22 protein-coding genes are annotated in these 26,614 nt (G+C 73.6%); 8 read left to right on the forward strand and 14 right to left on the reverse strand.

What is annotated here, in order from left to right; genetic code table 11:
• Positions 1-21 precede the first annotated feature (21 nt).
• Positions 22-1,329: a serine/threonine-protein kinase gene (locus EKG83_RS43615; protein ID WP_033428636.1), complete on the forward strand. Its 1,308-nt coding sequence runs from the start codon at positions 22-24 to the stop codon at positions 1,327-1,329.
• Here the strand turns inward: EKG83_RS43615 and EKG83_RS43620 are convergent.
• The gene (locus EKG83_RS43620) at positions 1,326-1,994 is read right to left on the reverse strand and encodes a response regulator (RefSeq protein ID WP_033428635.1); all 669 of its coding nucleotides are present in this window, start codon (positions 1,992-1,994) and stop codon (positions 1,326-1,328) included. The genes EKG83_RS43615 and EKG83_RS43620 overlap by 4 nt on opposite strands.
• Positions 1,994-3,223 carry an ATP-binding protein gene (locus tag EKG83_RS43625; protein ID WP_228122426.1) on the reverse strand — a complete coding sequence of 410 codons (1,230 nt, stop codon included), beginning with the start codon at positions 3,221-3,223 and terminating at the stop codon, positions 1,994-1,996. Before EKG83_RS43625 ends, EKG83_RS43620 begins: the two co-directional genes overlap by 1 nt.
• 111 nt (positions 3,224-3,334) lie before the next feature.
• Here EKG83_RS43625 and EKG83_RS43630 point away from each other — a divergent pair, with 111 nt between their 5' ends.
• Together EKG83_RS43630 and EKG83_RS43635 are read left to right on the forward strand one after the other, a co-directional pair.
• A complete protein-coding gene (locus EKG83_RS43630; RefSeq protein ID WP_033428634.1) occupies positions 3,335-4,585 on the forward strand; it encodes a PspC domain-containing protein in 1,251 nt (416 codons plus the stop codon).
• The gene (locus EKG83_RS43635; RefSeq protein ID WP_033428633.1) at positions 4,578-4,784 is read left to right on the forward strand and encodes a hypothetical protein; all 207 of its coding nucleotides are present in this window, start codon (positions 4,578-4,580) and stop codon (positions 4,782-4,784) included. Before EKG83_RS43630 ends, EKG83_RS43635 begins: the two co-directional genes overlap by 8 nt.
• Positions 4,785-4,839: 55 nt before the next feature.
• On the opposite strand, the gene guaA is transcribed toward EKG83_RS43635, so the two are convergent.
• On the reverse strand, positions 4,840-6,399 hold the full coding sequence (gene guaA, locus EKG83_RS43640) for a glutamine-hydrolyzing GMP synthase (RefSeq protein ID WP_033428632.1): 1,560 nt from the start codon (positions 6,397-6,399) through the stop codon (positions 4,840-4,842).
• A gap of 219 nt (positions 6,400-6,618) precedes the next feature.
• Here guaA and EKG83_RS43645 point away from each other — a divergent pair, with 219 nt between their 5' ends.
• Entirely contained in the window at positions 6,619-8,064 is a 1,446-nt protein-coding gene (locus EKG83_RS43645; protein WP_033428815.1) for an aldehyde dehydrogenase family protein, read from the forward strand.
• 82 nt (positions 8,065-8,146) lie between these two features.
• Here EKG83_RS43645 and EKG83_RS43650 read toward each other — a convergent pair whose 3' ends face one another.
• The 3 genes from EKG83_RS43650 to guaB all read right to left on the reverse strand — a co-directional run bounded on the left by EKG83_RS43650 (position 8,147) and on the right by guaB (position 12,714).
• Positions 8,147-9,868: a GMC family oxidoreductase gene (locus EKG83_RS43650; protein ID WP_033428631.1), complete on the reverse strand. Its 1,722-nt coding sequence runs from the start codon at positions 9,866-9,868 to the stop codon at positions 8,147-8,149.
• A 133-nt stretch (positions 9,869-10,001) separates the two neighbouring features.
• Positions 10,002-11,135, reverse strand: a complete 1,134-nt coding sequence (locus tag EKG83_RS43655; protein WP_033428630.1) for a GuaB3 family IMP dehydrogenase-related protein — start codon at positions 11,133-11,135, stop codon at positions 10,002-10,004.
• Between the two features lie 67 nt (positions 11,136-11,202).
• Positions 11,203-12,714 carry an IMP dehydrogenase gene (gene guaB / locus EKG83_RS43660; protein ID WP_033428629.1) on the reverse strand — a complete coding sequence of 504 codons (1,512 nt, stop codon included), beginning with the start codon at positions 12,712-12,714 and terminating at the stop codon, positions 11,203-11,205.
• Between the two features lie 66 nt (positions 12,715-12,780).
• On the opposite strand from guaB, the gene EKG83_RS43665 reads away from it, so the two are divergent.
• Positions 12,781-13,233 (forward strand): DUF5319 domain-containing protein, encoded by a 453-nt coding sequence (locus EKG83_RS43665; RefSeq protein ID WP_051764701.1) that lies wholly within the window; start codon positions 12,781-12,783, stop codon positions 13,231-13,233.
• Positions 13,234-13,294: 61 nt separating this feature from the next.
• Here EKG83_RS43665 and EKG83_RS43670 read toward each other — a convergent pair whose 3' ends face one another.
• The 5 genes from EKG83_RS43670 to EKG83_RS43690 all read right to left on the reverse strand — a co-directional run bounded on the left by EKG83_RS43670 (position 13,295) and on the right by EKG83_RS43690 (position 17,837).
• Positions 13,295-14,254: an anti-sigma-D factor RsdA gene (locus tag EKG83_RS43670; protein ID WP_051764699.1), complete on the reverse strand. Its 960-nt coding sequence runs from the start codon at positions 14,252-14,254 to the stop codon at positions 13,295-13,297.
• Position 14,255: 1 nt separating this feature from the next.
• Positions 14,256-14,828, reverse strand: coding sequence for a sigma-70 family RNA polymerase sigma factor (locus tag EKG83_RS43675; protein ID WP_033428627.1), 573 nt, complete (start codon positions 14,826-14,828; stop codon positions 14,256-14,258).
• A gap of 249 nt (positions 14,829-15,077) precedes the next feature.
• A complete protein-coding gene (locus tag EKG83_RS43680; protein ID WP_015805222.1) occupies positions 15,078-15,674 on the reverse strand; it encodes a response regulator transcription factor in 597 nt (198 codons plus the stop codon).
• Between the two features lie 80 nt (positions 15,675-15,754).
• Positions 15,755-16,582 carry a hypothetical protein gene (locus EKG83_RS43685; protein ID WP_407690806.1) on the reverse strand — a complete coding sequence of 276 codons (828 nt, stop codon included), beginning with the start codon at positions 16,580-16,582 and terminating at the stop codon, positions 15,755-15,757.
• A 316-nt stretch (positions 16,583-16,898) separates the two neighbouring features.
• Positions 16,899-17,837: a MerR family transcriptional regulator gene (locus EKG83_RS43690; RefSeq protein ID WP_322746695.1), complete on the reverse strand. Its 939-nt coding sequence runs from the start codon at positions 17,835-17,837 to the stop codon at positions 16,899-16,901.
• 271 nt (positions 17,838-18,108) lie between these two features.
• Here EKG83_RS43690 and EKG83_RS43695 point away from each other — a divergent pair, with 271 nt between their 5' ends.
• Positions 18,109-18,405 (forward strand): WhiB family transcriptional regulator, encoded by a 297-nt coding sequence (locus EKG83_RS43695; protein WP_033428626.1) that lies wholly within the window; start codon positions 18,109-18,111, stop codon positions 18,403-18,405.
• 340 nt (positions 18,406-18,745) lie between these two features.
• Here EKG83_RS43695 and groL read toward each other — a convergent pair whose 3' ends face one another.
• Entirely contained in the window at positions 18,746-20,371 is a 1,626-nt protein-coding gene (gene groL / locus EKG83_RS43700; protein ID WP_033428625.1) for a chaperonin GroEL, read from the reverse strand.
• Between the two features lie 86 nt (positions 20,372-20,457).
• The gene (groES, locus tag EKG83_RS43705) at positions 20,458-20,751 is read right to left on the reverse strand and encodes a co-chaperone GroES (RefSeq protein ID WP_033428811.1); all 294 of its coding nucleotides are present in this window, start codon (positions 20,749-20,751) and stop codon (positions 20,458-20,460) included.
• Positions 20,752-20,978: 227 nt separating this feature from the next.
• On the opposite strand from groES, the gene EKG83_RS43710 reads away from it, so the two are divergent.
• Positions 20,979-22,493, forward strand: a complete 1,515-nt coding sequence (locus EKG83_RS43710) for an alkaline phosphatase D family protein (protein WP_033428624.1) — start codon at positions 20,979-20,981, stop codon at positions 22,491-22,493.
• A gap of 22 nt (positions 22,494-22,515) precedes the next feature.
• Here the strand turns inward: EKG83_RS43710 and EKG83_RS43715 are convergent, their stop codons facing one another.
• The gene (locus EKG83_RS43715; protein ID WP_033428623.1) at positions 22,516-23,379 is read right to left on the reverse strand and encodes an NAD(P)-dependent oxidoreductase; all 864 of its coding nucleotides are present in this window, start codon (positions 23,377-23,379) and stop codon (positions 22,516-22,518) included.
• 96 nt (positions 23,380-23,475) lie between these two features.
• On the opposite strand from EKG83_RS43715, the gene EKG83_RS43720 reads away from it, so the two are divergent.
• A complete protein-coding gene (locus EKG83_RS43720; RefSeq protein ID WP_033428810.1) occupies positions 23,476-26,562 on the forward strand; it encodes an AfsR/SARP family transcriptional regulator in 3,087 nt (1,028 codons plus the stop codon).
• Positions 26,563-26,614: the final 52 nt, after the last annotated feature.

Consider the following 26,614-nt stretch of genomic DNA (forward strand, 5'->3'; position numbering starts at 1 on the left):
GCGTCGCCTACCCTCTGATCCGTGACGGGGTCCGGGGGGACGGTGGGCGGTCGGTACGCGCTGGTCGAGCGGATCGGCAGCGGCGCCATGGGCGTCGTCTGGCGGGCCCGCGACGAGCTGCTGGACCGCGAGGTGGCCGTGAAGCAGCTGCGCCTGCCCGACCTCGGGCCCGACGAGGGCCGGGTCGCCAGGGCGCGGGCCATGCGCGAGGCGCGCAACGCCGCCCGGCTCCACCACCCCGGTGCGATCGCGGTCTTCGACGTGGTGGTCGAGGACGACCGGCCGTGGCTGGTCATGGAGTACCTGCCCGCGCGGAGCCTGGCCGGCCTGCTGGCCGAGCGGGGACGGCTCGAACCGGCCGAGGCGGCCGGGATCGGTGCCCAGGTCGCCGCCGCGCTCGCCGCGGCGCACGCGGCGGGCATCGTGCACCGCGACGTGAAACCGTCCAACGTGCTCATCGGCCACGACGGCACGGTGAAGCTCACCGACTTCGGCATCTCCCGGGCGGCGGGCGACGGCACCCTCACCGACAGCGGCATGATCACCGGCACCCCGGCGTACCTGGCACCCGAGGTCGCGCGCGGCGAGCAGCCGGACACCGCGTCGGACGTGTTCTCCCTCGGCGCGACCCTGTACGCGGCGACCGAGGGCCGGTCGCCGTACGGCACCTCGGACAACAGCTTCGGCCTGCTCTACCGGGCCGCCGCGGGCAGGGTCGAGCCGCCCGCGCGCGCCGGCGAGCTGACCGGCCTGCTCACCCGCATGCTCGCCACCGACCGCGACGCCCGCCCGACGGCCGACCAGGCCGCGGCGCTGCTGGCCGACCCGGCGGACCCTCGGGCGGAGGCACCCCCGGCCGGGTCCCCCGCCCGGCCGCGGCGCAGGTGGCTCGCACCGCTGGTCGCGGCGGTCGTGGCGGTGCTGGGCGCGGGTGCGGTCGCGGCGGCCTCGCTGCTGCTGCCGCTCGACGGGTCGTCCGGCGGGCAGGCGTCCACCGTGACCACCTCGCCCCCGCCGCCGGTGCCCACCGCCGAGGCGGGCGAACTCGTCCTCCGGCACTACGACCTGCTGCCGGAGGACCCCCGGGCCGCCTACGACAACCTCACCGCGTCCTACCGCCAGTCGTTCGAGGACTACGCCGCGTTCTGGGGGCAGTACGACGACGTGCGGGCGAGCCTGGCCGAGACGTGGCAGGACGGCACCCACACCTGGGTGCAGGTCGTGGTCACGTTCGTCCGCGGCGGGGTCGAGAGCAGCGGGAGGTACCTGCTGCGGGTCGAGCCCGACCAGGGGCGGCTGCGGATCGCGGCGGCCGAGGAGCGGCCCTAGACCAGCCTGCGGTCCGACGCCCAGCGCGACAGCTCGTAGCGGTTGGACAGCTGCGTCTTGCGCAGCACGCTCGACACGTGCGTCTCGACCGTCTTCACCGAGATGAACAGCTCCGACGCGATCTCCTTGTACGCGTAGCCGCGGGCCAGCAGCCGCAGCACGTCGCGCTCGCGCGGGGTCAGCAGGTCCAGCTCGGGGTCGCTGATCGGGGCCGCGCCCGGCCGGTCGGCGAACGCGTCGAGCACGAACCCGGCCAGCCTGGGGCTGAACACCGCGTCGCCCTCCGCGACCCGCACGACCGCCTTCACCAGCTCCTGGCTGGAGATGGTCTTGGTCACGTACCCGCGGGCGCCCGCGCGGATGACCGCGATGACGTCCTCGGCCGCGTCGGACACCGACAGCGCCAGGAACACCACCTCGGGCAGCGTGGTGCGGACCTGGCGCAGCACCTCGGCGCCGCCGCCGTCGGGCATGTGCACGTCCAGCAGCACCACGTCCGGGCGGTGGTGCGCGATGCCCGCGACGGCCTCGCCGACCGACCCCGCCTCGCCCACCACCTCCACCTGGTCGGTGATCGAGTCCAGCTCGGCCCGCACCCCCGCGCGGAACAGCGCGTGGTCGTCCACCAGGAACACCCGTACCGCCACGGTCCGGCCCCCGTCCATCACTTGTCCGCTGTCTTCCTCGGCATCATCAGCTGCACCTCCGTGCCCTCACCCAACGCGGTGCGGACGCGGACCTCGCCGCCGTGCCGGTCCATCCTCCCCCGGATGGAGTCCGCGAGGCCATGCCGGTCCTCCGGCACGGTGCCCGGGTCGAACCCCTTGCCCCGGTCGCGCACGAACACCGTCACCCGGTCGGGCTCCACCTCGCCGTAGACGCTGATCTCGCCGACGCCCGCGTGCTTGGCCGCGTTGACCATCGCCTCGCGGGCCGCCTGCACCAGCGCGTGCAGGTTGGGGTCCAGCTCGCAGTCGCCGACCACGACCTGCTGCACGGTCAGCGCGAACGCGTCCTCCACCTCGCCCGCCGCCTTGGCGATCGCCGCGGACATGGCGGTGGGCAGGCTGTTCTCCTCCACGACCCGGCCGTACAGCCACTCGCGCAGCTGCCGCTCCTGGCCGCGCGCCAGGCGCTTGACCTCGCGCGGCCGCTCGGCCTGCTTCTGGATCAGCGCAAGCGTTTGCAGCACCGAGTCGTGCAGGTGGGCGGCGATCTCGGCGCGTTCCTCGGTGCGGATGCGGGCCCGCCGCTCCTCGCCCAGGTCGTTGATCAGCTTCACCCACAGCGGCACGGTCAGCACCGCGACGCCGCCCAGCGTGGCGACCACGGCCAGCAGCGCGAACCGGAGCTGGTCGATGCCGTAGCTGTTGATCAGCAGCACGCCGATGCCGATCGCGACCAGCGCCACGCCCGCGAGCACGCGCACCACGGCGGTGCGGCCGCTGCCGAGGAACCCGGACCTCGCGCCGTCCCGCCAGCGGCGGCGCTGCGCCTCGTCCGCCTCCCGCCACACCACGGCCGCGCCGACCAGGGCCACCGCGAGCGGCCCGGCGATCCACCCGCTCACCGGCCCGGAGAACAGGCCCGTGAGCACCGCCGCGGCGATGCCCAGGGCGACCAGGCCCAGCGCCTGCTGCCGCTCCCGGGGGTTCGGCGGCTCCTCCGGCTCGCCCGCGGCGCGCTGCGGCACGAACATCCACAGCAGGCCGTAGGCGACCACGCCCACGCCGTTGAGCGCGGTCAGCGCGGCGAACACCGCCCGCACCCAGAACACCTCGACGCCGAGGTGGTCGGCGACCCCGCCGGCCACGCCCGCGACCACCCGGCCGGTCCGCCTGCGGCGCACCGGCTCGGCGCCCACCCTGTCGAGGGCCTTCGTCTCCACGCTCACCCCCCAAGGGTCACACGCGCACGGGGGGCGGTCATCAGGGTTCCACCCCATGTCGGGTTCAGGGTGGGTCCCGGATGTGCGCGGGCCGGGTGCCGGGGCAAGCTCGTCACCGTGAGCGGGAACATCAGCGCGGCCAACGTCGAGGAGACGTTGAAGGACTTCTGGGCCTACCGGCCCAGGCGGCCCCACGACGGTCGCAAGATCGCCGGTGTCGCCGCCGGTATCGCGCAGCGGTACCAGATCGACCCGGTGGTCGTCCGGGTCGCGTTCGTGGCCATGGCGCTGTGCAACGGCGCCGGCATCCTCGTCTACCTGCTGGGCTGGCTGTGCTTCGCCCAGGCCGACGACGAGGTGTCGCCCGCGGAGGCGCTGCTGGGGCGGGGGCGCAGCTCGACGCCGACCGCGCTGACCGTGCTGCTGGGCCTGGCGGTGATCCCGGCGACCGGCGTGTTCGTCGACGGCGGGTTCACCATGGTCGGCGGGGTGCTGCTCTCCGTCGGGGGGATCTACCTGCTGCACCGCGGCCGCGGGCAGCTCAACCGGCCGGCCGCGACCCGGGAGCCGACCTCGGTCTTCCCGGCTCCGGACCCGGCCTTCGACGTGGTGGGGGTGCCGGTGCAGCACCAGGAGCAGACGACCGGGCGGACCACGCCGCCCGCGTGGGACCCGCTGGGCGCGGCGCCGTTCGCGTGGGACCTGCCGGACCCGGCGGCGGCCGCGCCCGCGCCGGTGCCCGTGGCACCGCGGCCCCCGCGGCGGCGGTCGCGGGTGGGCGTGGTGACGTTCGGGCTGGCGATGATCGTGCTGGCGGTCGCCGCGGCGCTGTCGCGGGAGGTGGCGTGGCTGACCCCCACGCACACCATCGGGTTGCTGGTGGGCGTGCTGGGCGCGGGCATGGTGGTCGGCGCGCTGCGCGGCGGCGGTGGCCGCGGGCTGACCTGGCTGGTGGTGCCGCTGGCGCTGGTCGGCGTGGTGGGCACCGCGGTCGACTTCGACGGCATCAGGTCGGGCCGGATGGGCAGCATCCGGGACCGGCCGACGACGGTCGAGCAGGTGGACCAGCGGTACGAGGCGGGCATCGGCGAGGTCGACCTCGACCTGACCGGGCTGCCCGGCAGCGGCACCGTGAGCACCGCGGTCGACCTCGGCCTGGGCAGCGCCAAGGTGCGGGTGCCGAAGGACGCGGACGTGACCGTGACCTGCGGGGTCGAACTGGGGTCGGTGAACTGCCTCGGCAAGACCTCCGACGGCAAGGACGTCGTCGAGCGGGCCTCGGACGACGGCCCCGACGGGCCGGGCGGGCTGAAGGTCGTGCTGGACGTGCGCAGCGAGATCGGGGACGTGGAGGTGAGTCGTGGCTGACCGGGACCGATCGGTGGAGCGGCGGGACGTGGACGTGGTCGGGCTGGTGCTGGGCGTCGCGGCCCTGGTCGCCTCGGCCTACGTGCTCTCCGACGGGACCGCGTGGCCGGCGTTCCTCGACCTGAGGTGGGCGCTGGCGGGCGGGGCGATGGTGATCGGGATCGGGTTGCTGGCGGCGTCGCTGCGCCGGCGGGGGTAGACCCGGTGGGAAGGCGAAGGGCCCGTCCTGACCAGGACGGGCCCTTCGCCTTCGCTCACTCCCACTCGATGGTGCCCGGCGGCTTGCTCGTCACGTCCAGCACGACCCGGTTGACCTCGGCCACCTCGTTGGTGATGCGGGTGGAGATGCGCTCCAGCACCTCGTAGGGCAGGCGGGTCCAGTCGGCGGTCATGGCGTCCTCGCTGGACACCGGGCGCAACACGACCGGGTGGCCGTAGGTGCGGCCGTCGCCCTGGACGCCGACGCTGCGCACGTCGGCGAGCAGCACCACCGGGCACTGCCAGATCTGCCGGTCCAGGCCCGCGCTGGTCAGCTCCTCGCGGGCGATGGCGTCGGCCTTGCGCAGGACGTCCAGGCGCTCCTGGGTGACCTCGCCGATGATCCGGATGCCCAGGCCGGGGCCGGGGAACGGCTGCCGCTGCACGATGGTCTCGGGCAGGCCCAGCTCGGTGCCGACCCGGCGGACCTCGTCCTTGAACAGCGCGCGCAGCGGCTCGACCAGGGTGAACTGGAGGTCGTCGGGCAGGCCGCCCACGTTGTGGTGGCTCTTGATGTTCGCGGTGCCCGCGCCGCCGCCGGACTCGACCACGTCCGGGTAGAGCGTGCCCTGCACGAGGAACTCGTAGTCGCCCTCGGCCTTGAGGTCGCGCTCGGCCTGCTCGAAGACCCGGATGAACTCCCGGCCGATGATCTTGCGCTTCTGCTCGGGGTCGGTGACGCCCTTGAGGGCGTCCAGGAAGCGCTCGCGGGCGTCGACGGTGACCAGCCGGATGCCGGTCGCGGCCACGTAGTCGCGCTCGACCTGGGCGCGCTCGCCCGCGCGCAGCAGGCCGTGGTCGACGAAGACGCAGGTCAGGCGGTCACCGATGGCGCGCTGCACCAGGGCCGCGGCGACCGCGGAGTCCACGCCGCCGGACAGGCCGCAGATGGCCTTGCCGTTCCCGACCTGCTCCCGGATGCGGGCCACCTGCTCGTCCACGATCGACGAGGTCGTCCACTGGGGCCGGATGCCCGCGATCTCGTGCAGGAACCGGCGCAGCACCTCCTGGCCGTGCGGCGAGTGCCCCACCTCCGGGTGGTACTGCACGCCCGCGAACCGGCGCTCCCGGTCCTCGAACGCGGCCACCGGCGCGCCCTCGCTGGTCGCGGTGACGGTGAAGCCCTCGGGCGCGGCGGTCACGCAGTCGCCGTGGCTCATCCACACCGGGTGCCGGTCGGGCAGCTCGTCGTGCAGCAGGCCGCCGGCGTGCCGCACGCCCAGCTCGGTGCGGCCGTACTCGCGGGTGCCGGTGTGCTCGACCGTGCCGCCCAGGGCGCCCGCCATGGCCTGGAAGCCGTAGCAGATGCCGAACACCGGGACGCCGACCTCGAACAGCTTCGGGTCGACCTGGGGCGCGCCCGGCTCGTAGACGCTGGAGGGGCCACCGGACAGCACGATGGCGGCCGGGTCCCGCTCCAGCAGCTCCGCCACCGGGGTGCTGTGCGGCACGACTTCCGAGTAGACCTGCGCCTCCCGGACCCGCCTGGCGATCAGCTGCGCGTACTGCGCGCCGAAGTCGACTACCAGCACGGGGCGGTTGCTGCTCTCGGGCACTGGGGGAAAACCTCTCGTCCGGCGGATCCGCGCAGGTGAAGGATGTCATGGGCACCCCGGGGGGCGCTCATCGAGGCCGGTCGACCCGGTCCGGGCACCGGGTTTCGCCCGCACCGGGCGGGGCAACACCCCTGGTGACCCGATCCCGCGGCGTGCGCACGGGTGCACTTCCAAGATCGGTGAAGCCAACCAACCCCGTACGGGCATACGGTGACCACCATGGACGCGACCACCCCCGAGCCCCGGCCCTGCTGGATCGCCGGACACGCCGAGCAGGGCGTGCAGGCCACCACCGTCTACCACCCGTTCGACGGCACCGAGGTGGCCTCGGTCGCCGTACCGGGGCCGGACCAGGTGGAACGCGCGGTCGCCGCCGCGGCGGCGGTGGCCAAGTCGTTCCGGCGCACGCCCGCGCACGTGCGGGCCAAGGCCCTGCTCCACGTCTCGCAGGCGCTGGCCGACCGCGCCGAGGAGATCGCCGAGACCATCACCGCGGAGAACGGCAAGCCGCTGAAGTGGGCGAACGTCGAGGTGCAGCGGGCGGTGAACACCTTCCGGTTCGCCGCCGAGGAGGCGCGCCGGTTCACCGGCGAGCTCCAGCGGCTCGACACCGACACCACCGGCGAGGGCCGGCTGGCCGTGGTGCGGCGGGTGCCGCGCGGGCCGGTGCTGGCGGTGGCGCCGTTCAACTTCCCGCTGAACCTGGTCGCGCACAAGGTCGCGCCCGCGCTGGCCGTCGGCGCGCCGGTGATCGTCAAGCCGGCCTCGGCCACGCCGCTGTCGGCGCTGCTGCTGGGCGAGCTGCTGGCCGAGGCGGGCCTGCCCGAGGGCGCGTTCTCGGTGCTGCCGGTGCGCGGTGGCGACATGAAGGCGCTGGTCACCGACAAGCGGCTGCCGGTCATCTCGTTCACCGGGTCCACCGCGGTCGGGTGGTCGCTGATGGACGACGCGCCGCGCAAGCACGTGGTGATGGAGCTGGGGTCGAACTCGGCGGCGATCGTGTGCCCGGACTGGCCGGACCTGGACCTCGCCGCCTCCCGCATCGCCACGTTCGGCAACTACCAGGCCGGGCAGTCGTGCATCGCGGTGCAGCGGGTGCTGGTGCACCGCGACGTCGCCGACGAGTTCGTGCCGAAGCTGGTGGCCGCGGTGCGGTCGCTGCGGACCGGTGACCCGCACGACCCGGAGGTCGAGGTCGGGCCGCTGATCGACGAGGACAACGCACGCCGCGTCGAGGAGTGGGTGGCCGAGGCCGTGTCCGGCGGGGCCACCCTGCACGTCGGCGGCGGGCGGACCGGCACGTCGGTCGAGCCGACCGTGGTGCAGGACGTGCCGGCGGAGGCGAAGCTGTGGCACCAGGAGGTGTTCGGGCCGGTGCTCGCGGTGTCCGTGGTGGACTCCGTGGCCGAGGCGTTCGAGCGGGCCAACGCCACCGACTACGGCCTCCAGGCCGGCGTGTTCACCCGGGACGTGACCGTGGCGTTCGAGGCGGCGGCCGAGCTGGAGGTCGGCGGCGTGATCATCGGCGACGTGCCGTCGTACCGGGCGGACCAGATGCCCTACGGCGGGGTGAAGGGCTCGGGCACCGGGCGCGAGGGCGTGCGGTCGGCCATGGAGGACTTCACCGAGGAGCGCACCATGGTGCTCACCGGCATCAGCCTCTGAGGGCTCCGAGGGCTCCGAGGGCCCGGCGGCACCGCCCCGGTCCCCCGGGCGGTGCCGCCGGCGTGGACCGGCCCGACCGGTCTCAGGGGTGCTTCACCTCCACGATCGGCAGCCGCAGGGCACCGGGGGCGTCGGCGGGCACGGCCGGGTGCCGCGGGAGCACCGGGGCGACCCGCCGGTACCCCTCGCCCTGCGCGGGCCGCCGGTCCGGCTCGCCCTTGTTCGGCCACAGCGAGAACGCCCGCTCGGCCTGCGCGGTGATGGTCAGGGACGGGTTCACGCCCAGGTTCGCCGAGATCGCCGCGCCGTCCACCACCGACAGGCCCGGGTAGCCGTGGACCCGGTGGTACGGGTCGATGACGCCGCCCTCCGGGTCCGCGCCGATCGGGCAGCCGCCGATGAAGTGGGCGGTGAGGGGGATGTTGAACAGCTCGCCCCAGGTGCCGCCGGGGATGCCGTCGATGTGCCGCGCCGCCAGCAGGTTGGCCCGGTGGCCGGCGGGGATGAAGGTGGGGTTCGGCTGCCCGTGCCCCTGCCTGGAGGTGAGCTTGCGGCGGCCGAACGCGCCCTTGCGGGTGTAGGTGGTGATGGAGTTGTCCAGGCTCTGCATCACCAGCAGGATCACGGTCCGCTCGCTCCACCGGTGCACCGACAGCAGCCGCGCCAGGCGGACCGGGTGCCGCACCGCCTGGGCGAGGAACTGCAGCACCCGCGGGGTGGACTTGGCGCCGTCGGTGGCCAGGGTCTGGAGCAGGCCCATGGCGTTGCTGCCCCGGCCGTAGCGGACGGGCTCGATGTGCGTCTGCTCGTCCGGGTGGATGGACGAGGTGATGGCCACGCCCCGGCTGAAGTTGCGCTCCTCGTCCACGGTGAAGCGGCCCGCGCCGATGATGGCCTCGGAGTTGGTCCTGGTCAGCTCGCCGAGCCTGGGCGAGAGGCGCGGCAGGGCGCCGGTGGCCCTCATGCGGTGCAGCAGCTGCTGGGTGCCCCACGTGCCGGCGGCGAGCACGACCTGGCCCGCGGTGATCGTGCGGCGGTGGCGGCGCACCTTGGCCCCGGTGCGGCGGGTGTGGACCGCCCACGTGCCGTCGGGCGCCTGGCGCAGGTCGGTGACGGTGGTCAGCGGGAGGACCTCGGCGCCGTTGCGCTCGGCCAGGTACAGGTAGTTCTTGACCAGGGTGTTCTTCGCGCCGACGCGGCAGCCGGACATGCACGCGCCGCACTCGGTGCAGCCGGTGCGGGCGGGGCCGGCACCGCCGAAGTACGGGTCCTCGGCCGGCTCGCCCGGCTCGCCGAAGAACACGCCGACCGGGGTGGGGTGGTAGCTGTCCGCCACGCCCATGTCCCGCGCGACCTGGCGCATGACCTCGTCCGACGGCGTGGTGGTCGGGTTCTCCACCACGCCCAGCATCCGGCTCGCCTGGTCGTAGAACGGGGCCAGCTCGGCCTCCCAGTCGGTGATGTGCGCCCACTGGCGGTCCTCGTAGAACGGCTTGAGCGGCCGGTAGAGGGTGTTGGCGTAGACCAGGGAGCCGCCGCCCACGCCGGCGCCCGCGAGGACCATGACGTTGCGCAGGGCGTGGATGCGCTGGATGCCGTAGCAGCCCAGGAACGGCGCCCACAGGTAGCGCCGCAGGTCCCAGGAGGTCTTGGCGAACTCGTGGTCGGCGAACCGGCGGCCGGCCTCGACGACGGCCACCCGGTAGCCCTTCTCGGTGAGCCGGAGGGCGGCCACGCTGCCGCCGAAGCCCGAGCCCACCACGACGACGTCGTAGTCGGTTTTGTTACCGGCGAGTTCACCCATGCCTGGCAGGTTAGGCGTTACCCGAAGTAACAGGCTAGTTCCTGATCGATCCAGACATCCGGGCACACCGAAGAGCCCCCGCTTTCCGCGGGGGCTCCCAGGTGAAATACCGGACGAAGCGGACGCGAGCCCGTCAGCCCCTGATGGTCAGGCCGACCTTCTGGAACTCCTTCAGGTCCGAGTAGCCGGTCTTGGCCATCGCCCGCTTGAGCGAGCCGAACAGGTTCGTCACGCCCCGCGGGTCCACCGACGGCCCGAACAGCAGGCTCCGCAGGTCGACCACCTGGTCCACCCCGGTGGACACGTGGCTGCGCGGCACCGACGGGTGCGCCGACGCGGCGGTCCAGTACAGGCCCTGGCCCGGTGCCTCGGCCGCCGACGCCAGCGGCTCGCCCAGCATCACCGCGTCCGCGCCGCAGGCGATCGCCTTGGCCACGTGACCGCTGGTCAGCACGCCGCCGTCGGCGATCACGTGCACGTACCGGCCACCGGTCTCGTCCAGGTAGTCCCGGCGCGCCGCGGCCGCGTCGGCGATCGCGGTGGCCATCGGGACGCCGATGCCGAGCACGGCGTCCGTGGTGGTCACGCCCGGCGTGTAGCCGTAGCCCACGATCACGCCCGCCGCGCCCGTGCGCATCAGGTGCATCGCGGTCCGGTAGTCGCCGACGCCACCCGCGATGACCGGGATGTCCAGGTCGGCGATGAACGACTTCAGGTTCAGCGGCTCGCCGTCGCGCGAGACGTGCTCGGCGGAGATGATCGTGCCCTGCACGACCAGGATCTCCACGCCCGCGGCCAGCAGGTCCGGGGTCAGCTCGGCGGCCCGCTGCGGGCTCACCCGCACGGCCACCGTCACGCCCGACTCGCGCACCTGCTTGATCGCCTCGGCGATGAGGTCCATGCGCACCGGCGCGGCGTGCAGCTCCTGGAGCACCTTCACCGGCGCGGCCGGGTCGTCGGTGTCCTCCACGGCCCTGACCAGCCGGAACAGCGCCTCCTCCACGTCACCGTGCCGGGCCCACAGGCCCTCCGCGTTGAGGACGCCCAACCCGCCCAGCTCGCCCACCGCGACCGCCGTGCCCGGCGACACGATCGCGTCGGTCGGGTGGGTGATCAGCGGGATCTCGAACCGGTAGGCGTCGATCTGCCACGCCGTCGAGACGTCCTTCGAGGACCGGGTCCTGCGGGACGGGATGATCTCGACGTCGTCCAGCTCGTAGGCCCGCCTCGCGGTCCGGCCCATGCCGATCTCGACCAGATCGCGCACCTTCGTCGTCCTTCCGTGGAGCCTGCGTGCCCAAACCAGTGGACCTTACAGCCCACCGGTCCGTTTTTCAGCGGCTCGTGTAGTTCGGGGCTTCCACCGTCATGGTGATGTCGTGCGGGTGGCTCTCCTTCAGCCCCGCCGCGGTGATCCGGACCAGCTGCTTGCGCTGGAGGTCGCCGATCGTCTTGGCGCCCGTGTAGCCCATCGCGGCGCGCAGGCCGCCGACGAGCTGGTGCACCACCGTGGACAGCGGGCCCCGGAACGGCGTGCGGCCCTCGATGCCCTCGGGCACCAGCTTGTCCTCGGACAGCACGTCGTCCTGGAAGTACCGGTCCTTCGAGTACGACTTGGCCGCGCCGCGGCCCTGGAGCGCGGCCAGCGAGCCCATGCCCCGGTAGGTCTTGAACTGCTTGCCGTTGACCAGGACCAGCTCGCCGGGCGCCTCGGCGGTGCCCGCCAGCAGGCTGCCCAGCATCACCGTGCTCGCGCCCGCCGCGATGGCCTTGGCGATGTCGCCGGAGTACTGGATGCCGCCGTCGCCGATCACCGGCACGCCCGCGGGCGCACACGCCAGGCTCGCCTCGTAGATCGCGCTGATCTGCGGCACGCCGACGCCCGCCACCACGCGCGTGGTGCAGATCGAGCCCGGGCCGACGCCGACCTTCACGCCGTCCGCGCCCGCGTCCACCAGCGCCTGGGCGCCCGCGCGGGTGGCGACGTTGCCGCCGACCACGTCGACGTCCTCGCCCAGCTCCTTCTTCACCCGCGCCACCATCTCCAGCACGTTGCGCTGGTGGCCGTGCGCGGTGTCGACCATGATCACGTCCACGCCGGCGTCGGCCAGCGCCATGGCGCGCGCGAAGCTGTCCTCGCCGACGCCGATCGCGGCGGCGCACAGCAGCCTGCCGTCCGGGTCCTTCGAGGCGTTCGGGTACTGCTCGGTCTTGACGAAGTCCTTGACCGTGATCAGGCCGCGGATCTTGCCCTCGCCGTCCACGATCGGCAGCTTCTCGACCTTGTGCCGGCGCAGCAGGCCCAGCGCGGCCTCGGCCGACACGCCGACCTGGGCGGTGACCAGCGGGCCCTTGGTCATCACCTCGCTGACCTTGCGGGAGTGGTCCACCTCGAACCGCATGTCCCGGTTGGTGATGATGCCGACCAGCTTGCCGCTCGCGTCGGTCACCGGGACGCCGGAGATCCGGTAGCGGGCGCACAGCTCGTCCACGTGCTTGATGGTGTCCTCCGGGGAGCACGTGACCGGGTCGGTCACCATGCCCGCCTCGGACCGCTTCACGGTCTCCACCTGGCGGGCCTGCTCCTCGGCGGAGAGGTTGCGGTGCAGCACGCCGATGCCGCCCTGGCGCGCCATGGAGATGGCCATCCGGCCCTCCGTCACGGTGTCCATGGCGGCGGAGGCGAGGGGCACCCCCAACGTGATGTTGCGGGACAGCCGGGCGCTGGTGTCCACCCCGCTGGGCACGACCTCGGATTCGGCGGGCAGCAGCAGTACGTCGTCGAAGGTCAGTCCCAGCATGGCGAACTTGGGCGGGACTCCGTCAGCGTTGAGCTCGCTGGTCATGGCGGCTGGCTTGCCTTCCGTCGTGCGGCGATCCCGCCGCCGCGGATCGGGTTTCCACAGGCGGCGATGGGTTCAGCCCATGGTATCTGGACGTGGTCGGGGGTCCGCCCGGTACCGTGCGGGGTCGTGCCGCACGACGCGTTGCCACCAGACCCGTTCGCGGGTGACCCGGACGACCCGGCCCGGGCGCTCGGCGAGCCCGAGCACGACCACGACCACGACCACCCCCCGATGGACGACGCCGAGCGCGCCGAGCTGGTGGGCGACCTCAGCGACCTCGCCGTCTACCAGGCGCTGCTGGAACCCCGCGGGATCAGGGGGATCGTGGTGGACTGCGGCGAGTGCCAGGAACCGCACTACCACGACTGGGCGCTGCTGAGGTCGAGCCTGGAGCAGCTGCTGTCCGACGGGCGGATGCGCCCGCACGAGCCCGCGTACGACCCGGACCCGGCGACGTACGTGAGCTGGGAGTACTGCCGCGGTTACGCGGACGGCGCGACCGCGGAGAGCGCGCGGTAGGGAAAGTGTGACGAAGCCCGCCCCGGCGGAGGCGGGACGGGCCTGCTCGTCGTCGGTCCGGCTACTCGCCGGCGCCCTGCGTGCCCTGGGAGCCCTGCGTGCCCCCGGAGGTCTCGCCGCCCGGGCTCTGGCCACCCGGGCTCTGCGTCTCGCCGCGGGTCTGCCCCGTCTGGCCGGAGGACTCGCCCGAGGTGGGCAGCGGTGGCGGCGGCTCGGTGGCGTCCGTGGACGGGTTCGGCTCCGAGGTGGGCCGCGGCTCCGTGGTCTGGCTCGTCTGCTGCGTGGGCAGCACCTGCGACGTCGTGGACTGCGTGGTCGACACCTGCGGCAGCGTCGAGGTCGCCGACGTGGTGGCCGTGGACGGCGTGGCCGTCGGCGTGGCCGTGGTGCTCGCCAGCTCCTGCTTCAGCGACTCGTGCCGCTGGGTCAGGACGTCGCGCTCGTCGTCCTCGGACACCGACGGGAGGAACGCGCCCGCCTTCTCCAGGGCGGTCGCGGCCTCGCGGTAGCGGCCCTCGCGGAGCGCGGCGTTGGCGGTGTCGAGGTCGGTCCGGACCGCCACGGCGGCCTCGATCGACCGCGCGTGGTCGGAGTAGAGGACCCTGGTCAGGCCCCAGAGCGCGTCACCCGGCTGGGCGTCGCGCGCCACCAGGCTCACCCCGGTGAACGCGATGGCCAGCACGGCGGCGGCGCTCGCGAGGGGGATGAGGTAGCGCCTGGGGCGCGGCTGGGGCCGGGCCGCGGCGATGGTCGCCACGGCGGTGTCGGTGTCCACCAGCTCGCCCACCGGGCGGCTGTCCACGTCGCGCCGCCACGCCAGCAGCAGCGCGTTCAGCTCGTCGTCGACGAGCGCTTCCGACTGCCGGGGGTCACGCCCGCCCAGTGCGTCCAGCAGTGCGTCGTCAGCCCGGATGCCCGCCAGGTCGTCCCCAGGTTCGACCAGGGCGTCATCGGGTTGCGGCGGTCTCTCTTCACGTCCGCGCACGACTTCTCCGTTGCCCTTCCCGTGCTGGTCAGCCACGTCAGACCACCTCCTCCGCCGCCAAGGCTTTGCGGAGGCGGGCCAGGGCGCGGTGCTGCGCCACCCGTACCGCGCCCGGCGTGGAGCCGACCGCGTCGGCGGTCTCCTCGGCCGAGAGGCCGACGACCACCCTGAGCAGCAGGATCTCCCGCTGCTTCTCCGGAAGGACTTTCAGGAGCGCGGCCATCCGGTCCGACAGCTCGCCCTGCATGGCGCGCTGCTCGGGGCCGGCCTCCGTCTCCGGGGCGTCCGGCACCTCCGGGACCGGCTCGGACCGGTTCCGGGCGGCTGAGCGATGCGCGTCGGCCACCTTGTGCGCGGCGATCCCGTAGACGAACGCCAAGAACGGCCGACCCTGGTCGCGATAGCTGGGCAGGGCCGTCAGCACCGCGAGACACACCTCCTGGGCCACGTCGTCCGCCGAAGCGAAAGACCTCTCCTGCCTTCCGACACGGGCGCGGCAGTACCGCACCACCAGGGGTCGGATGGATGCCAGGAGCCGCTCGATCGCGTGGCGGTCGCCATCGACGGCTGCGCCCACTTCGGCGTCCAGTCCGTCCCCCAAGTTGGTCATCGCAGACAGCAGCCCCGGTGTTACGCGCAGGCGTATCGACAGAGAACAGCACGGGGCGACCGACGTCGCCCGTACCGGTGACCCCTACCGTACCGGTCACCCGGCCGTGTGGGGCGCAACGGGTGCGGAGACGCCTCGCGACCTGCCGACACGCCGTGGACGGCGAGCCGGCCCGGCGACGGTGACGTCGGCCGGGCCGGCAAGAGGAAGGAGCGTCGGTGTGACCCGCCTTACCCGTTCGCGCGGGTGCTAGGAGACCAGGCCGCGCCGGAAGCCGTGGGCCACGGCCTGCGCGCGGTCGCGCACGCCGAGCTTGCGGAACAGCCGGCGGGCGTGCGTCTTCACCGTGTCCTCGGACAGGTAGAGCTCGCGCCCGATCTGCCCGTTGCTCTTGCCCTGGCTCATGCCGCGCAGGACCTGCAGCTCGCGCTCGGTGAGCTGCACGCCCGGGTCGGAGGGCTGGCGCGGCGCGGGCACGCTGGTGCTCGCGAGGGTGTGCGCCAGCGCGGCGACCAGCTCGGGGCGCGAGGCGTCCCAGCGGAGGTAGCCGCGGGCGCCGCCGGCGATCGCGGCGGCGATGCTGCCCGCGTCGTCCGGTGCGCCGAAGACGATGACGTTTGCCTGCGGGTTGGCCGAGACGAGTCGCCGGGTCGCTTCGACCCCGGTCGGGACGGCGCGCTGGGTGCCAACCAGTACGACGTCGACCGGCTGCCGAGAGAACCGAGCCAACAACTCGTCACCGTGCGCTACGCAGTCGATGCGGCTAACCCCGGGGACAGCCGACATCACGCGGGTGAGACCCTCCCGCACACTGCGCCGGTCGTCGCAAATAAGGACCGTGGTCACGGGGACTCCTCCCTGCAGCCGAGTGACGTTCCACATCCCCTATCGGACGCTAGGGGCCGAACCTTGACACGATCCGGTGCTTAATCCGTCAAGAAGTTCGTCTCAGCGTCTGCGTTCGGGGGTTCCCCGGAACGGAGCAGCGCAGTCGGGATCCACGGCGATCGGTCGGCCAGTCGTCGGCTGATGGGATCAGCTCTCCGCAACACGCAGCTCAGAGCGTTTTTTGTTCGAACCTTCATGTTCTGTTCGTCCGCAGAACTGCGGTCTTCCTGCAGGTTTGCGAGTACGAGTGCCGCCGGCCAGAACAACGACACCAGGTCCCGTTGGTCAGTGTGATTTAGGTCACAGTGCAGCAAACGGCGGCCCCTGTCAACGCTTTCGGGGGTTCCGAGCACCACGAGCGTGGTCCCCAGGACCAGGTCGGACTTGAGGATGTGTCGCGTTGCGCCCACCTCCCGGGCGATCCGGGCGGCCTCCTCGGCGGGCCCCACCGCGCGCTCCGCGTGACCGTCGGCCAACTCGATCTCCGCCGCCACCCACTGGTGGCGCACCCGACTGCGCCAACCGAGCGGCCGGACCCTCCCGTGCAACCTCCGGGCTTCACCCACCCGTCCGGCCCCCACCGCGTCGGCCGCGAGCCCCAGCAACGCGTCCGCGAGCGCCCCGTCCGCGTCCACCCCGTCGGGATCCCCCCGCCGCGGTACCCCCGGTCCCCCGGTACCCCCGACCTCCACCGCCACCCGCAGCGCCAGCGCGTCCAACCCCCGGGCCGCCGAGTGCCCCCCGAGCTGACGGCGGTGCGAAGCGAGCGTCGAGGCCGCCAACGACCCGAACAGCCCACCCCCCTTGATCAACTCCCCCAACACCCCCGCCGCCGCCGCGTAATGCCCCTGCCCACCCAGCACCACAGCGGCCAACCACCGCTCCTCCACCCCACCCCCACCCGCAGCCGCCCAAACCCCGACCTCGGGCCGATCCCCGAACGCAGCACGCCGAACATCCACCCCACCATCCTCCGCCCCACCTCCCCTCCCCCACCCCCGCGTGTCCTCCACTCCAACCCCGCGTGTCCTCCACCCAGACACCGCGTGTCCTCCACTCAGCCCCGGCGTGTCATGCGCTCAACCCCCGCGTGTCATGCCTCCAGACCTCGCGAGTCGAACGCTCAGACCCCTCGTGTCGAACCTTCCGGACCGGCGAGTTCCACGTTCAGCCCCGGCGTGTTCAGCAGACGGCGCGTTCCACCGCGTCCGCGGCCGCCGCGAGGTCGTCGATCCGCTCCGACGGCTGCGGCACGACCCCGCGCGCCCAGCCGGGACCACCCACGAACACGCGGACCTGCTGGCGCGTCCGGGGCAGCGCGACCACCACACCCGGATCGGCGTACCGCGGCAGTTGGGCCCACAGCACGACCGCCGCCGGTGCGGTTCGCCGAACGGCGGCGACCAGCGCGTCCAGCGGCAGCGCGGCACCGAACTGGCGCACGCCGACCCCGCGCTGGGCCAGCACCGCCGCCAGCGGGTAGAGGGGCAGGTCGTGCCGCTCGGCCGGCACGCACGCCAGCAGCACCGGCCGGTGGTTGCGCGGCCGCGTGACGACGGGCGTCGCGCGGATCATCGCGGTCCGCACGCACTCCTCCAGCAGGTGCGACACCTCCACGCCGGCACCCGAGTGCGCCCACCGCGCGGCGAGCGCCGCCATCACCGGGCGGACCACGTCGTCCCAGGTCGCGACCACCCCGTCCGCCTCGACGGCGGCCGCGAGCAGCGACTGCACCGCCGCCGAGTCCAGCGCCACCGCCGCCCGGCCCACGCCCCTGGCCCGCCGGTTGGCCGCGCCCAGGTCGAGGTCCCGGCGGGGCGCGGCACCCTCGTCCAGCTCGCCCCCGGTCAGCACGGGCGCGTCCGGCGACGGGTGCGACCGCGTGGCGCGCGGCCCGGGGACGGGCGCGGCGAGGGCGTACTTGGCGGCTTCGGCGGACGACGCTCCGCGCAGCAGGGCGCGCTGCATCAGCTCCAACCTGGCCACGTCCAGCGGTGCGTATTTACGGTGTCGCCCGGTTGTGTGATCACTGGGTCCGAGGCCATAGCGGCGGTCCCAAGTGCGGAGAGTAGCCGGCGCAATGCCCAGCCGACGGGCCACCGCGGCCACCGAGAGCGTCACCGAATGGGCGGGATCATCGTCTGCCCCAATGGTTTCCGGTTCGCCTTCGGCCGCGGTGCCGTTGTGGTCGGGGGGCGTTGTCACGGTGACATGGTCCGTTCACCTGATGTCACCGGCAACTTCGGGTTTGAACCGCGTCTGATCACCCATCGAATGAATTGCCGGCCCTCTGCCTCAGATCCTCTTGAACAAGCATTGACGCGGTTCTACGGTGGATCATCGTTAAGCCGAATGGAGCAGTGCACGTCAATGGGCCAAGGAGGCGGTCTCGATGGCGGACACCCGTAGGCTTCCCGGTCCCAACGCGGATCTGTGGGACTGGCAGATGCGCGGCTCGTGCCGCGGGATGGACAGTGCGTTCTTCTTCCACCCGGATGGCGAACGCGGACCGGCGCGGGCTCGGCGGGAGGCGCGCGCCAAGGCGGTGTGCCTGTCGTGCCCGGTACTGGAGATGTGTCGACGACATGCCCTGGCGGTTCAGGAACCGTACGGGATATGGGGTGGGCTTTCGGAGTCGGAGCGGGACAGCATCATCAAGGCCCGCAAACGGCAACTGACGCCTGCTTGACGAGCGACGACGTGGAGGGGCGGCACCCGCGGGTGCCGCCCCTCCACGTTTTCCCGGGGTGCCCGAGCGGTCGGTTCGCGGTGTCGGACCGGAGGACACGCGGTGTCCGAGCGGAGGACACGCCGGGGCTGAACGTGGAACTCGCCGGTCCTGGAGGTTCGACACGAGGGGTCTGAGCGTTCGACTCGCGAGGTCTGGAGGCATGACACGCCCGAGGTGAGCGCATGACACGCCGGAGGTGAAGGCATGACACGCGGGGGGTGGAGGCATGAGCGGGGGTGGGAGATGGGGAAGGGGCGGCCCCGGGAGGGGGCCGCCCCTTCAGGGGTGGTGCGGTGGGTCAGTGGCCGTGGCCGTGACCGTGGCCGTGGCCCGCGGCGGCGGCCGGCTCCTCTTCCTTCTTCTCCACGACGGCGCTCTCCGTGGTGAGCACCATGCGGGCGATGGAAGCGGCGTTGGCGACCGCGGAGCGGGTGACCTTGACCGGGTCGATGATGCCCGATTCGAGCAGGTCACCGTAGGTCAGGGAGGCGGCGTTGAGGCCGAAGCCCCACTCCTGCTCCCGGACCTTGTTGACCACGACCGCGCCCTCCAGGCCCGCGTTCGCGGCGATCCAGAACAGGGGCGAGCCCAGCGCCTCGCGGACGACGGCGACACCGGTGGCCTCGTCGCCGGTCAGGTCGAGGTTGCCGTCGAGCACCTTGGAGGCGTGCACCAGCGCGGAACCGCCGCCGGGCACGATGCCCTCCTCCACCGCCGCCTTGGTCGCCGCGACGGCGTCCTCGATGCGGTGCTTGCGCTCCTTCAGCTCGGTCTCGGTGGCCGCGCCGACCCGGATGACCGCCACGCCGCCGGACAGCTTGGCCAGCCGCTCCTGCAGCTTCTCGCGGTCCCAGTCGGAGTCCGTGGCCTCGATCTCGCGCTTGAGCTGCTCGGCGCGCCCGGCCACGTCGGCCTTCGAGCCGCCGCCGTCGACGATCGTGGTCTCGTCCTTGGACACCACGATGCGGCGGGCGGAGCCCAGCACGTCCAGGCCGGCCTCGGACAGCTTCAGGCCCACCTCGGAGGAGATGACCGTCGCGCCCGTGACGACCGCCAGGTCGTCCAGGAACGCCTTGCGGCGGTCGCCGAAGTACGGCGCCTTGACCGCGACCACGCGCAGCGTCTTGCGCAGGGCGTTGACCACCAGGGTGGACAGCGCCTCGCCCTCGACGTCCTCGGCGATGATGACCAGCGGCTTGCCCGCCTCGGCCACCTTCTCCAGGATCGGCAGCAGGTCGGCCAGGGCCGAGATCTTCTCGCGGTGCAGCAGGACGCGGGCGTCCTCGAACACCGCCTCCTGGGCCTCCAGGTCGGTGGCGAAGTGCGCCGAGATGTAGCCCTTGTCGAACTGGACGCCCTCGGTGATCTGCAGCTCGGTGGCCAGCGTCGAGGACTCCTCGACGGTGATCACGCCGTCCTCGCCGACCTTCTCGATCGCCTCGCCGAGCAGGCCGCCAATGGACTCGTCGCGGGACGACACGGTGCCGACCTGCGCGATGTTGTCGCGGCCCTTGACCGGCGTGGCCTTCGCCTTCAGCGCGTCCACGACCGCGTCGGCGGCGGCCTGGATGCCGCGGCCCAGCGAGGTCGGGTTGGCGCCCGCGGCGACGTTGCGCAGACCGACCCGCACCATGGCCTGGGCCAGCACGGTCGCGGTCGTCGTGCCGTCGCCGGCCACGTCGTTGGTCTTGGTGGCCACGTTCTTGGCCAGCTGCGCGCCGAGGTTCTCGAACGCGTCCTCCAGCTCCACCTCGCGGGCGATGGTCACACCGTCGTTGGTGACCGTCGGCCCGCCGAACTTCTTGTCGAGCACCACGTGCCTGCCGCGCGGGCCCAGGGTCACCTTGACCGTGTCCGCGAGCTTGTTCACGCCGCGCTCAAGCGCCCGACGAGCGTCCTCGTCGAAGCTGATCTGCTTGGCCATACCCTTCACGCCTCTCTCAAGTGCGAAAACGCCCCGGTAGGCCCCGGTGATGGGGTCGCCGGGGCGCCTTGCGTGTCAGCCGAGCGTCAGTTGATGACGGCCAGCACGTCGCGAGCGGAGAGGATCAGGTACTCCTCGCCGTTGTACTTGACCTCGGTGCCGCCGTACTTCGAGTAGATGACGACGTCGCCGACGGCCACGTCCACGGGGACGCGGTTGCCCTTGTCGTCGATGCGGCCGGGGCCCACCGCGAGGACCTTGCCCTCCTGGGGCTTCTCCTTCGCGGTGTCCGGGATCACGAGGCCGGAAGCGGTCGTGGTCTCGGCCTCGCTGGCCTGGACGACGATCTTGTCCTCGAGCGGCTTGATGTTCACGCTCACCGGGCTGACCTCCACGGTCGTCGAAAGCGTTGGCAGGTTGCGTTTACGGCTCCTGCCACCCCGCCGTCGCGGGGGTCGGGGCGGTTGCTGGTGCCGTGCGACTAGCACTCTACCCATGCGAGTGCCAACGCTTCAACGACCCCCCGCAACGTCCCGCCCGAAGTCGTCCACTCGTGTCACACCGCAGTTCACCTCGTCGCCAACACCGTCGGGAACGGTGTCCACCCATGACCACGGTGACCCGACGTTCCCTGCTCATCGGCGGTGTGGCCCTCGCGACAGCGGCCACCGCGGGAGCCGGCCGCGCGAAGCTCGACAACCCCTTCACCCTCGGCGTCGCCTCGGGCGACCCCAGCTCCGACGGCATGGTGCTGTGGACGCGCCTGGCCCCTACCCCCCTCAACGAGGACGGCCGCGGCGGTATGCCCGACCGCGTCGTGCCCGTGCACTGGGAGCTGGCCGAGGACGAGCGCTTCCGGCGCGTGGTGCGCCGCGGCGTGCAGCTCGCCCGCCCGGAGACCGCCCACAGCGTGCACGTGGAGACCTCCGGCCTGCGCCCGGGCCGCGAGTACTTCTACCGGTTCAAGGTGCAGGACCACCTGTCCCCCGTCGGCCGCACCCGCACCACGCCCGAGCCGTGGGTGCTCGGGCAGGCGCTGACCATGTGCTTCGCCTCCTGCTCGCACTACGGCGAGGGCTACTTCACCGCGTACCGGCGGCTCGCCGAGGACCACCCGGACGTGGTGCTCCACCTGGGCGACTACCAGTACGAGTACGCGGCCAAGGCGGCGGACGTGCGCACCGTGGTCGGCCCGGAGACCCGCACGCTGGCCGACTACCGGCTCCGGCACGCCCAGTACAAGACCGACGAGGACCTCCAGCTCGCGCACTCGGTGGCGCCGTGGGTGGTGGTGTGGGACGACCACGAGACCGAGAACAACTGGGCCGACGAGGTCCCCGAGCAGCCGGACCCGGCCTTCCTCGACCGGCGCGCGGCGGCGTTCCGGGCTTACTACGAGAACATGCCGCTGCGGCGCGGTGCCCGGCCCAACGGCATCGACATGCAGCTCTACCGGCGCGTCCAGTGGGGCGGCCTGGTCAACTTCCACATGCTCGACACCCGCCAGTACCGCGACGACCAGGCGTGCGGCGACGGCTGGAAGACCTGCACCGACGCCGGGCTGCCCACCCGCACCATCACCGGTGCCGCGCAGGAGGCGTGGCTGCTCGACGGGTTCCGCCGGTCGCGGTCGCGCTGGGACGTGCTCGGCCAGCAGGTCTTCTTCGCCGAGCGCGACCGCAAGGACGGGCCGGAGAAGGAGCTGTCCATGGACTCCTGGGACGGCTACCTCGCCTCCCGCGACCGGGTGACGCGCGGCTGGGTGGACGCCAAGGTCCGCAACGCGGTCGTGCTCACCGGCGACGTGCACGCCGCCTACGCGGCCGACATCAAGGCGGACTGGGACGACCCGGCGTCGCGGACCGTCGGCACCGAGCTGGTCTGCACGTCGGTCACCTCCGGCGGCGACGGCAACGACACCGCCGACGAGGTGCAGCTGCGCAACAACCCGCACATCAAGCTGCACAGCAGGCGGCGCGGGTACGTGCGGACGAAGTTCACCGCGGGCGAGCTGCGGGCGGACTTCCGCGCGCTGCCCTACGTGCGCACGCCCGGGGCCGAGGCCACGACGCTGAAGTCGTTCGTGGTCGAGGACCGCAACCCCGAGCTGAACGCCGTCTAGCCGAGCCGTCCGGCCGAGCCGCCTAGCGGCCCCGGATCACGTTGACCAGGGCGGTCCAGCTGTCCCTGCCGTGCCCCGCCTCGACGGCGCGCCGGTAGAGCGACTGGACCGCCCTCGGCAGCGCGGCGTCGAGCCCGGCGGCCTCGGTCGCGCCCACGATGTGGTCGGCCGTGGCGCCCATCATGGTCACGTTGGCCTGGTCGCCGGGGTGCTCGCCGGCGTCGACGTGCCGCGCGGTCTCCTCGACGTACAGGTTGAGCGACGACAGCAGGTCGCCCAGGTAGGGCGCGAACCGCTCGGCGCTCACGCCCGCGGAGCCGACCAGCGCGATGGCGTGCAGCATCCCGGCCAGCGAGGTCAGGAACACGTCGAGCTGCGCCTGGTAGAACAGCTGGGCCAGGGTGTGGTCCTGCCCCAGGTGGTCGGGCCTGCCGATGACCGCCAGGACGTCCCGGTGGCGGTCGAACACCTCCTCCGGGCCGCTGTAGAACACGTACGCGCTCGGGTCGCCGACCAGCGGCGCGGGCACCATCACGCCGCCCACCAGCAGCTCCGCGCCGCGCTCGGCCAGCCACGCGGCGGCCTTGAGGGTCTTCTCCGGGGTGTCCGAGCTGAGGTTGACCACGACGCGACCGGCCAGGTCGGCGCCGTCGAGCACCGCGTACATCGCCTCGTAGTCGGTCAGACTCAGCAGCACCAGCCGGTTGGCCTCGACGGCCTCGGCGGCGGTCGCGGCGCGGGTGGCGCCCCGGGCCACCACGTCGTCGGCCCGGCTCGCGGTGCGGTTCCAGACGGTGACCCGGTGACCCGCGTCGAGGAACCGGTGGACCATGGCCCGCCCCATGGGGCCGAGGCCGATCAGGGTCAGCGGGGTCTTGCCGCTCATGCGCTCACTCCTCGTTCCGTGGTGATCACCACGGTGCCCGGCCGCGCGCACGGAACCCTGGGGGTTCGCTGGGGGTCGTTGGCTACGGTGCCCCTCGTGCGGTTCGGGGTGCTGGGGGCGCTGGCGGTGTGGACGCCGGCGGGCGAGCCGGTGCGGGTGCCGGAGGCGAAGGTGCGGCTGCTGCTGGCGGACCTGCTGGCGCACGGGGGTCGGCCGGTGCCGGTGGACCGGCTGGTGTTCGACCTGTGGGGCGACCGGCCGCCCGGGAACCCGGTGAACACGCTCCAGACGAAGGTCTCCCAGCTGCGGCGGGTGCTGGGTCCGCTGGTGGTGCGCGAGCCGACCGGGTACGCGGTGCGGGTGGGTGCCGGGTCGCTGGACCTGCTGCGGTTCCGGGAGCTGGTGGCGGGCGGGCGGTACGCGGAGGCGCTCGGGCTGTGGCGCGGTGAGCCGCTGGCGGAGTTCGCGGACGCGCCGTTCGTGCCCGGGGTGGTGGCGGCTTGGGAGGAGGAGCGGCTGGCGGCGGTGGAGCGGTTGGCCGAGGTGGCGCCGGGCGGGGTGGACCTGGCGGCGGAGGTGGCTCGGTACCCGCTGCGGGAGCGGTTGCGCGGGCTGCACATGCGGGCGCTGTACCGGGCCGGGCGGCAGGTGGAGGCGCTGGAGAGCTACGCGGAGCTGCGGGCGCTGCTGGCGGAGGAGCGGGGGTTGGAGCCGGGGCCCGAGCTGGCCGCGCTGCACCTGGCGATCCTGCGGCAGGACCCGGCGCTCGGCAGTGGTCCGGTGCCCTACGCCAACCCGACACCCGGCAGCGCGACGCCCGACCACGACCCGGCTTCGGGTCACGACCCGGCGCCCGGCTCCGGGCGGGCGGTCGAGCGGTCGCGGACGAACCTGCCGGCGGCGGTGACCGCGCTCGTCGGGCGGGACGCGGCCGTGCGCGGGCTGCGCGACCTGCTCGGCCGGGTGCGGCTGGTCACGCTCACCGGGCCCGGCGGGGTGGGCAAGACCAGCCTGGCCGTCGAGGTGGCGCGCGGGTCCGGGGCGCCGGACGGGGTGTGGCTGGTCGAGCTGGCGGGCGCGGGCGACGGTGAGCAGGTCGTCGCGGCCGTCGCCGCCGTGCTCGGGGTCCGGGACGACGGCGGCGGGCGGTTCGGCGACCCCGTCGACCGGGTCGTGGACGCGTTGCGGACCCGGGACGCGCTGCTCGTGCTCGACAACTGCGAGCGGCTGGTCGAGCCGGTGGCCGGGCTGGTGTCGCGGCTGCTGCGGGCCGCGCCCCGGCTGCGGGTGCTGGTCACCAGCCAGGAGCCGCTGGCGCTGGCCGCCGAGGTGGTGTGGGCCGTGCCGCCGCTGGACCTGCCGGGCGCGGTCGAGCTGTTCGCGGCGCGGGCCGCGGCGGCGGCGCCCGGGTTCGCCGTCACCGGGGAGAACGCGCCGCTGGTGGAGGCCGTCTGCCGGCGGCTGGACGGGCTGCCGCTGGCGCTGGAGCTGGCCGCCACGCGGGTGCGCGGCCTGGGCCTGCCCACCCTGCTCGACCGGCTGCGCGACCGGTTCCGCGTCCTGGCGGGCGGCCACCGGGACGCGCCGGCTCGGCACCGCACCCTGCGCGCCGTGATCGACTGGAGCTGGGACCTGCTCGACGACACCGAGCGCGCGGTGCTGCGCCGGCTGTCCGCGCACGTCGACGGGTGCGCGCTCGACGCCGCCGAGGCGGTGTGCGCGGGCGGCGGGGTCGCGGCGGCGGACGTGCCGGACGTGCTGACCCGCCTGGTCGACCGGTCGCTGGTGGTGGCGCCCGAGCACACCGGCACGCCCCGGTTCCGGCTGCTGGAGTCGGTGGCCGACTACGGGCGGGAGCGGCTGCGCGAGGCTGGCGAGCTGGAGGACGTGCGCCGGCGGCACGCCGAGTTCTACCTGGCGCTGGCCGAGCGGGCCGACCCCGAGCTGCGCGGGCCCGACCAGCTGCGGTGGCTGGAGCGGCTGGACGCGGACGCGGCGAACCTGCGGGCCGCGTTCGACGCGGTGCCCGACCCGGCGCGGCTGGCGCGGGCGCTGACCTGCTACTGGTTCCTGCGCGGCAGGCTGCGCGAGGCGCTCCGGCTGCTGACCGGCGACGACCCGGTCACGGTCGCCTGGCGGGCCGCGCTCGGCGTGCTCGCGGGCGAGGCGGTCGACCCGGCCGCCGTGGCCCGGGCCGCGGAGATCGAGGACCCCGGTGAACGCGCGCGGGCGCGGTGGTTCCTCGGGTACGTGCTGGCCACGGTCGGGGACATGGCCCGCGGCGAGGAGCTGACCCGGCAGGCCCTGGCGGCGTTCGAGGAGCTGGGCGACCGGTGGGGCGTGGCCGCCGCGCACGCCGACCTGGTGAACCACCTGCCGGCGCGCGGGCTGGTCGACCAGGCCCGCGAGTCGGCGGCGCTGTCCGCCGCGCTGTTCACCGAGGTGGGTGATCGGTGGGGGCTGCTGAAGGCGTCGTTCGCCCTGGGCGTGCTCGCCCAGATGGACGGCGACTACGCGCGTTCCGCCGCCGTGCACCGGGAGGGGCTGCGGGTCGCCGAGGAGCTGCGGTCGTGGCCCGAGGTGTCCTACAAGCTGTCCTGGCTGGGACGGGTCGCGCTGCTGACCGGTGATCTGGCGGAAGCCCGCGACCTGCACGAACGAGCGCGGCGGATCGCGGTCGAGCACGGGTTCCCGCCGGGTGAGGTGTACGCGGAGACCGGGTTGGCGCTCGGCGCGCGGCGGGAGGGGCTGCTGGACGAGGCCGAGGAGCGGTTCGGGCGGGTGCTGGCGTGGCACCGGAAGGTCGGCGGGGACCTGGCCGCGACGCTGCCGCTGGCCGAGCTGGGGTTCGTGGCCGAGCTGCGCGGTGAGGTGGACCGGGCGCTGGAGCTGCAGGCCGAGGGGTTGGCGCTGGCCAGGACGTCCGGTGATCCGCGGGCGGTGGCGCTGGGGTTGGAGGGCATGGCCGGCGCGCGGGCGGCGGGTGGTGAGGCGGCGGAGGCGGCGCGGTTGCTGGGCGCGGCCGCGGCGGCGCGGGACTCGGTGGGGGTGCCGCTGCCGCCGGGTGAGCGCGGGGACGTGGACCGGATCACGGCCGCGGTTCGGGAGGTGCTGGGGGCGGAGGGGTTCGCGGCGGCTTTCGAGGCCGGGTACGCCGGTGGGGAACCGGCCGAGCGGACCTGATCGGGCACGGACCTGTCCGAGCGGACCGGTTCGGCCCGTCCGGTCGGCGGGA

The sequence above is a fragment of the Saccharothrix syringae genome (assembly GCF_009498035.1).
Taxonomy (GTDB): domain Bacteria; phylum Actinomycetota; class Actinomycetes; order Mycobacteriales; family Pseudonocardiaceae; genus Actinosynnema; species Actinosynnema syringae.

Excerpts from the sequence above, each read along its gene's own strand:
- EKG83_RS43620 (WP_033428635.1), bottom strand. The coding sequence starts at position 1,994 with ATGGACGGGGGCCGGACCGTGGCGGTACGGGTGTTCCTGGTGGACGAC.
- EKG83_RS43645 (WP_033428815.1), top strand. The coding sequence starts at position 6,619 with ATGGACGCGACCACCCCCGAGCCCCGGCCCTGCTGGATCGCCGGACAC.
- EKG83_RS43650 (WP_033428631.1), bottom strand. The coding sequence starts at position 9,868 with ATGGGTGAACTCGCCGGTAACAAAACCGACTACGACGTCGTCGTGGTG.
- guaB (WP_033428629.1), bottom strand. The coding sequence starts at position 12,714 with ATGACCAGCGAGCTCAACGCTGACGGAGTCCCGCCCAAGTTCGCCATG.
- EKG83_RS43665 (WP_051764701.1), top strand. The coding sequence starts at position 12,781 with ATGGGTTCAGCCCATGGTATCTGGACGTGGTCGGGGGTCCGCCCGGTA.
- EKG83_RS43675 (WP_033428627.1), bottom strand. The coding sequence starts at position 14,828 with ATGACCAACTTGGGGGACGGACTGGACGCCGAAGTGGGCGCAGCCGTC.
- EKG83_RS43695 (WP_033428626.1), top strand. The coding sequence starts at position 18,109 with ATGGCGGACACCCGTAGGCTTCCCGGTCCCAACGCGGATCTGTGGGAC.
- groL (WP_033428625.1), bottom strand. The coding sequence starts at position 20,371 with ATGGCCAAGCAGATCAGCTTCGACGAGGACGCTCGTCGGGCGCTTGAG.
- EKG83_RS43710 (WP_033428624.1), top strand. The coding sequence starts at position 20,979 with ATGACCACGGTGACCCGACGTTCCCTGCTCATCGGCGGTGTGGCCCTC.
- EKG83_RS43715 (WP_033428623.1), bottom strand. The coding sequence starts at position 23,379 with ATGAGCGGCAAGACCCCGCTGACCCTGATCGGCCTCGGCCCCATGGGG.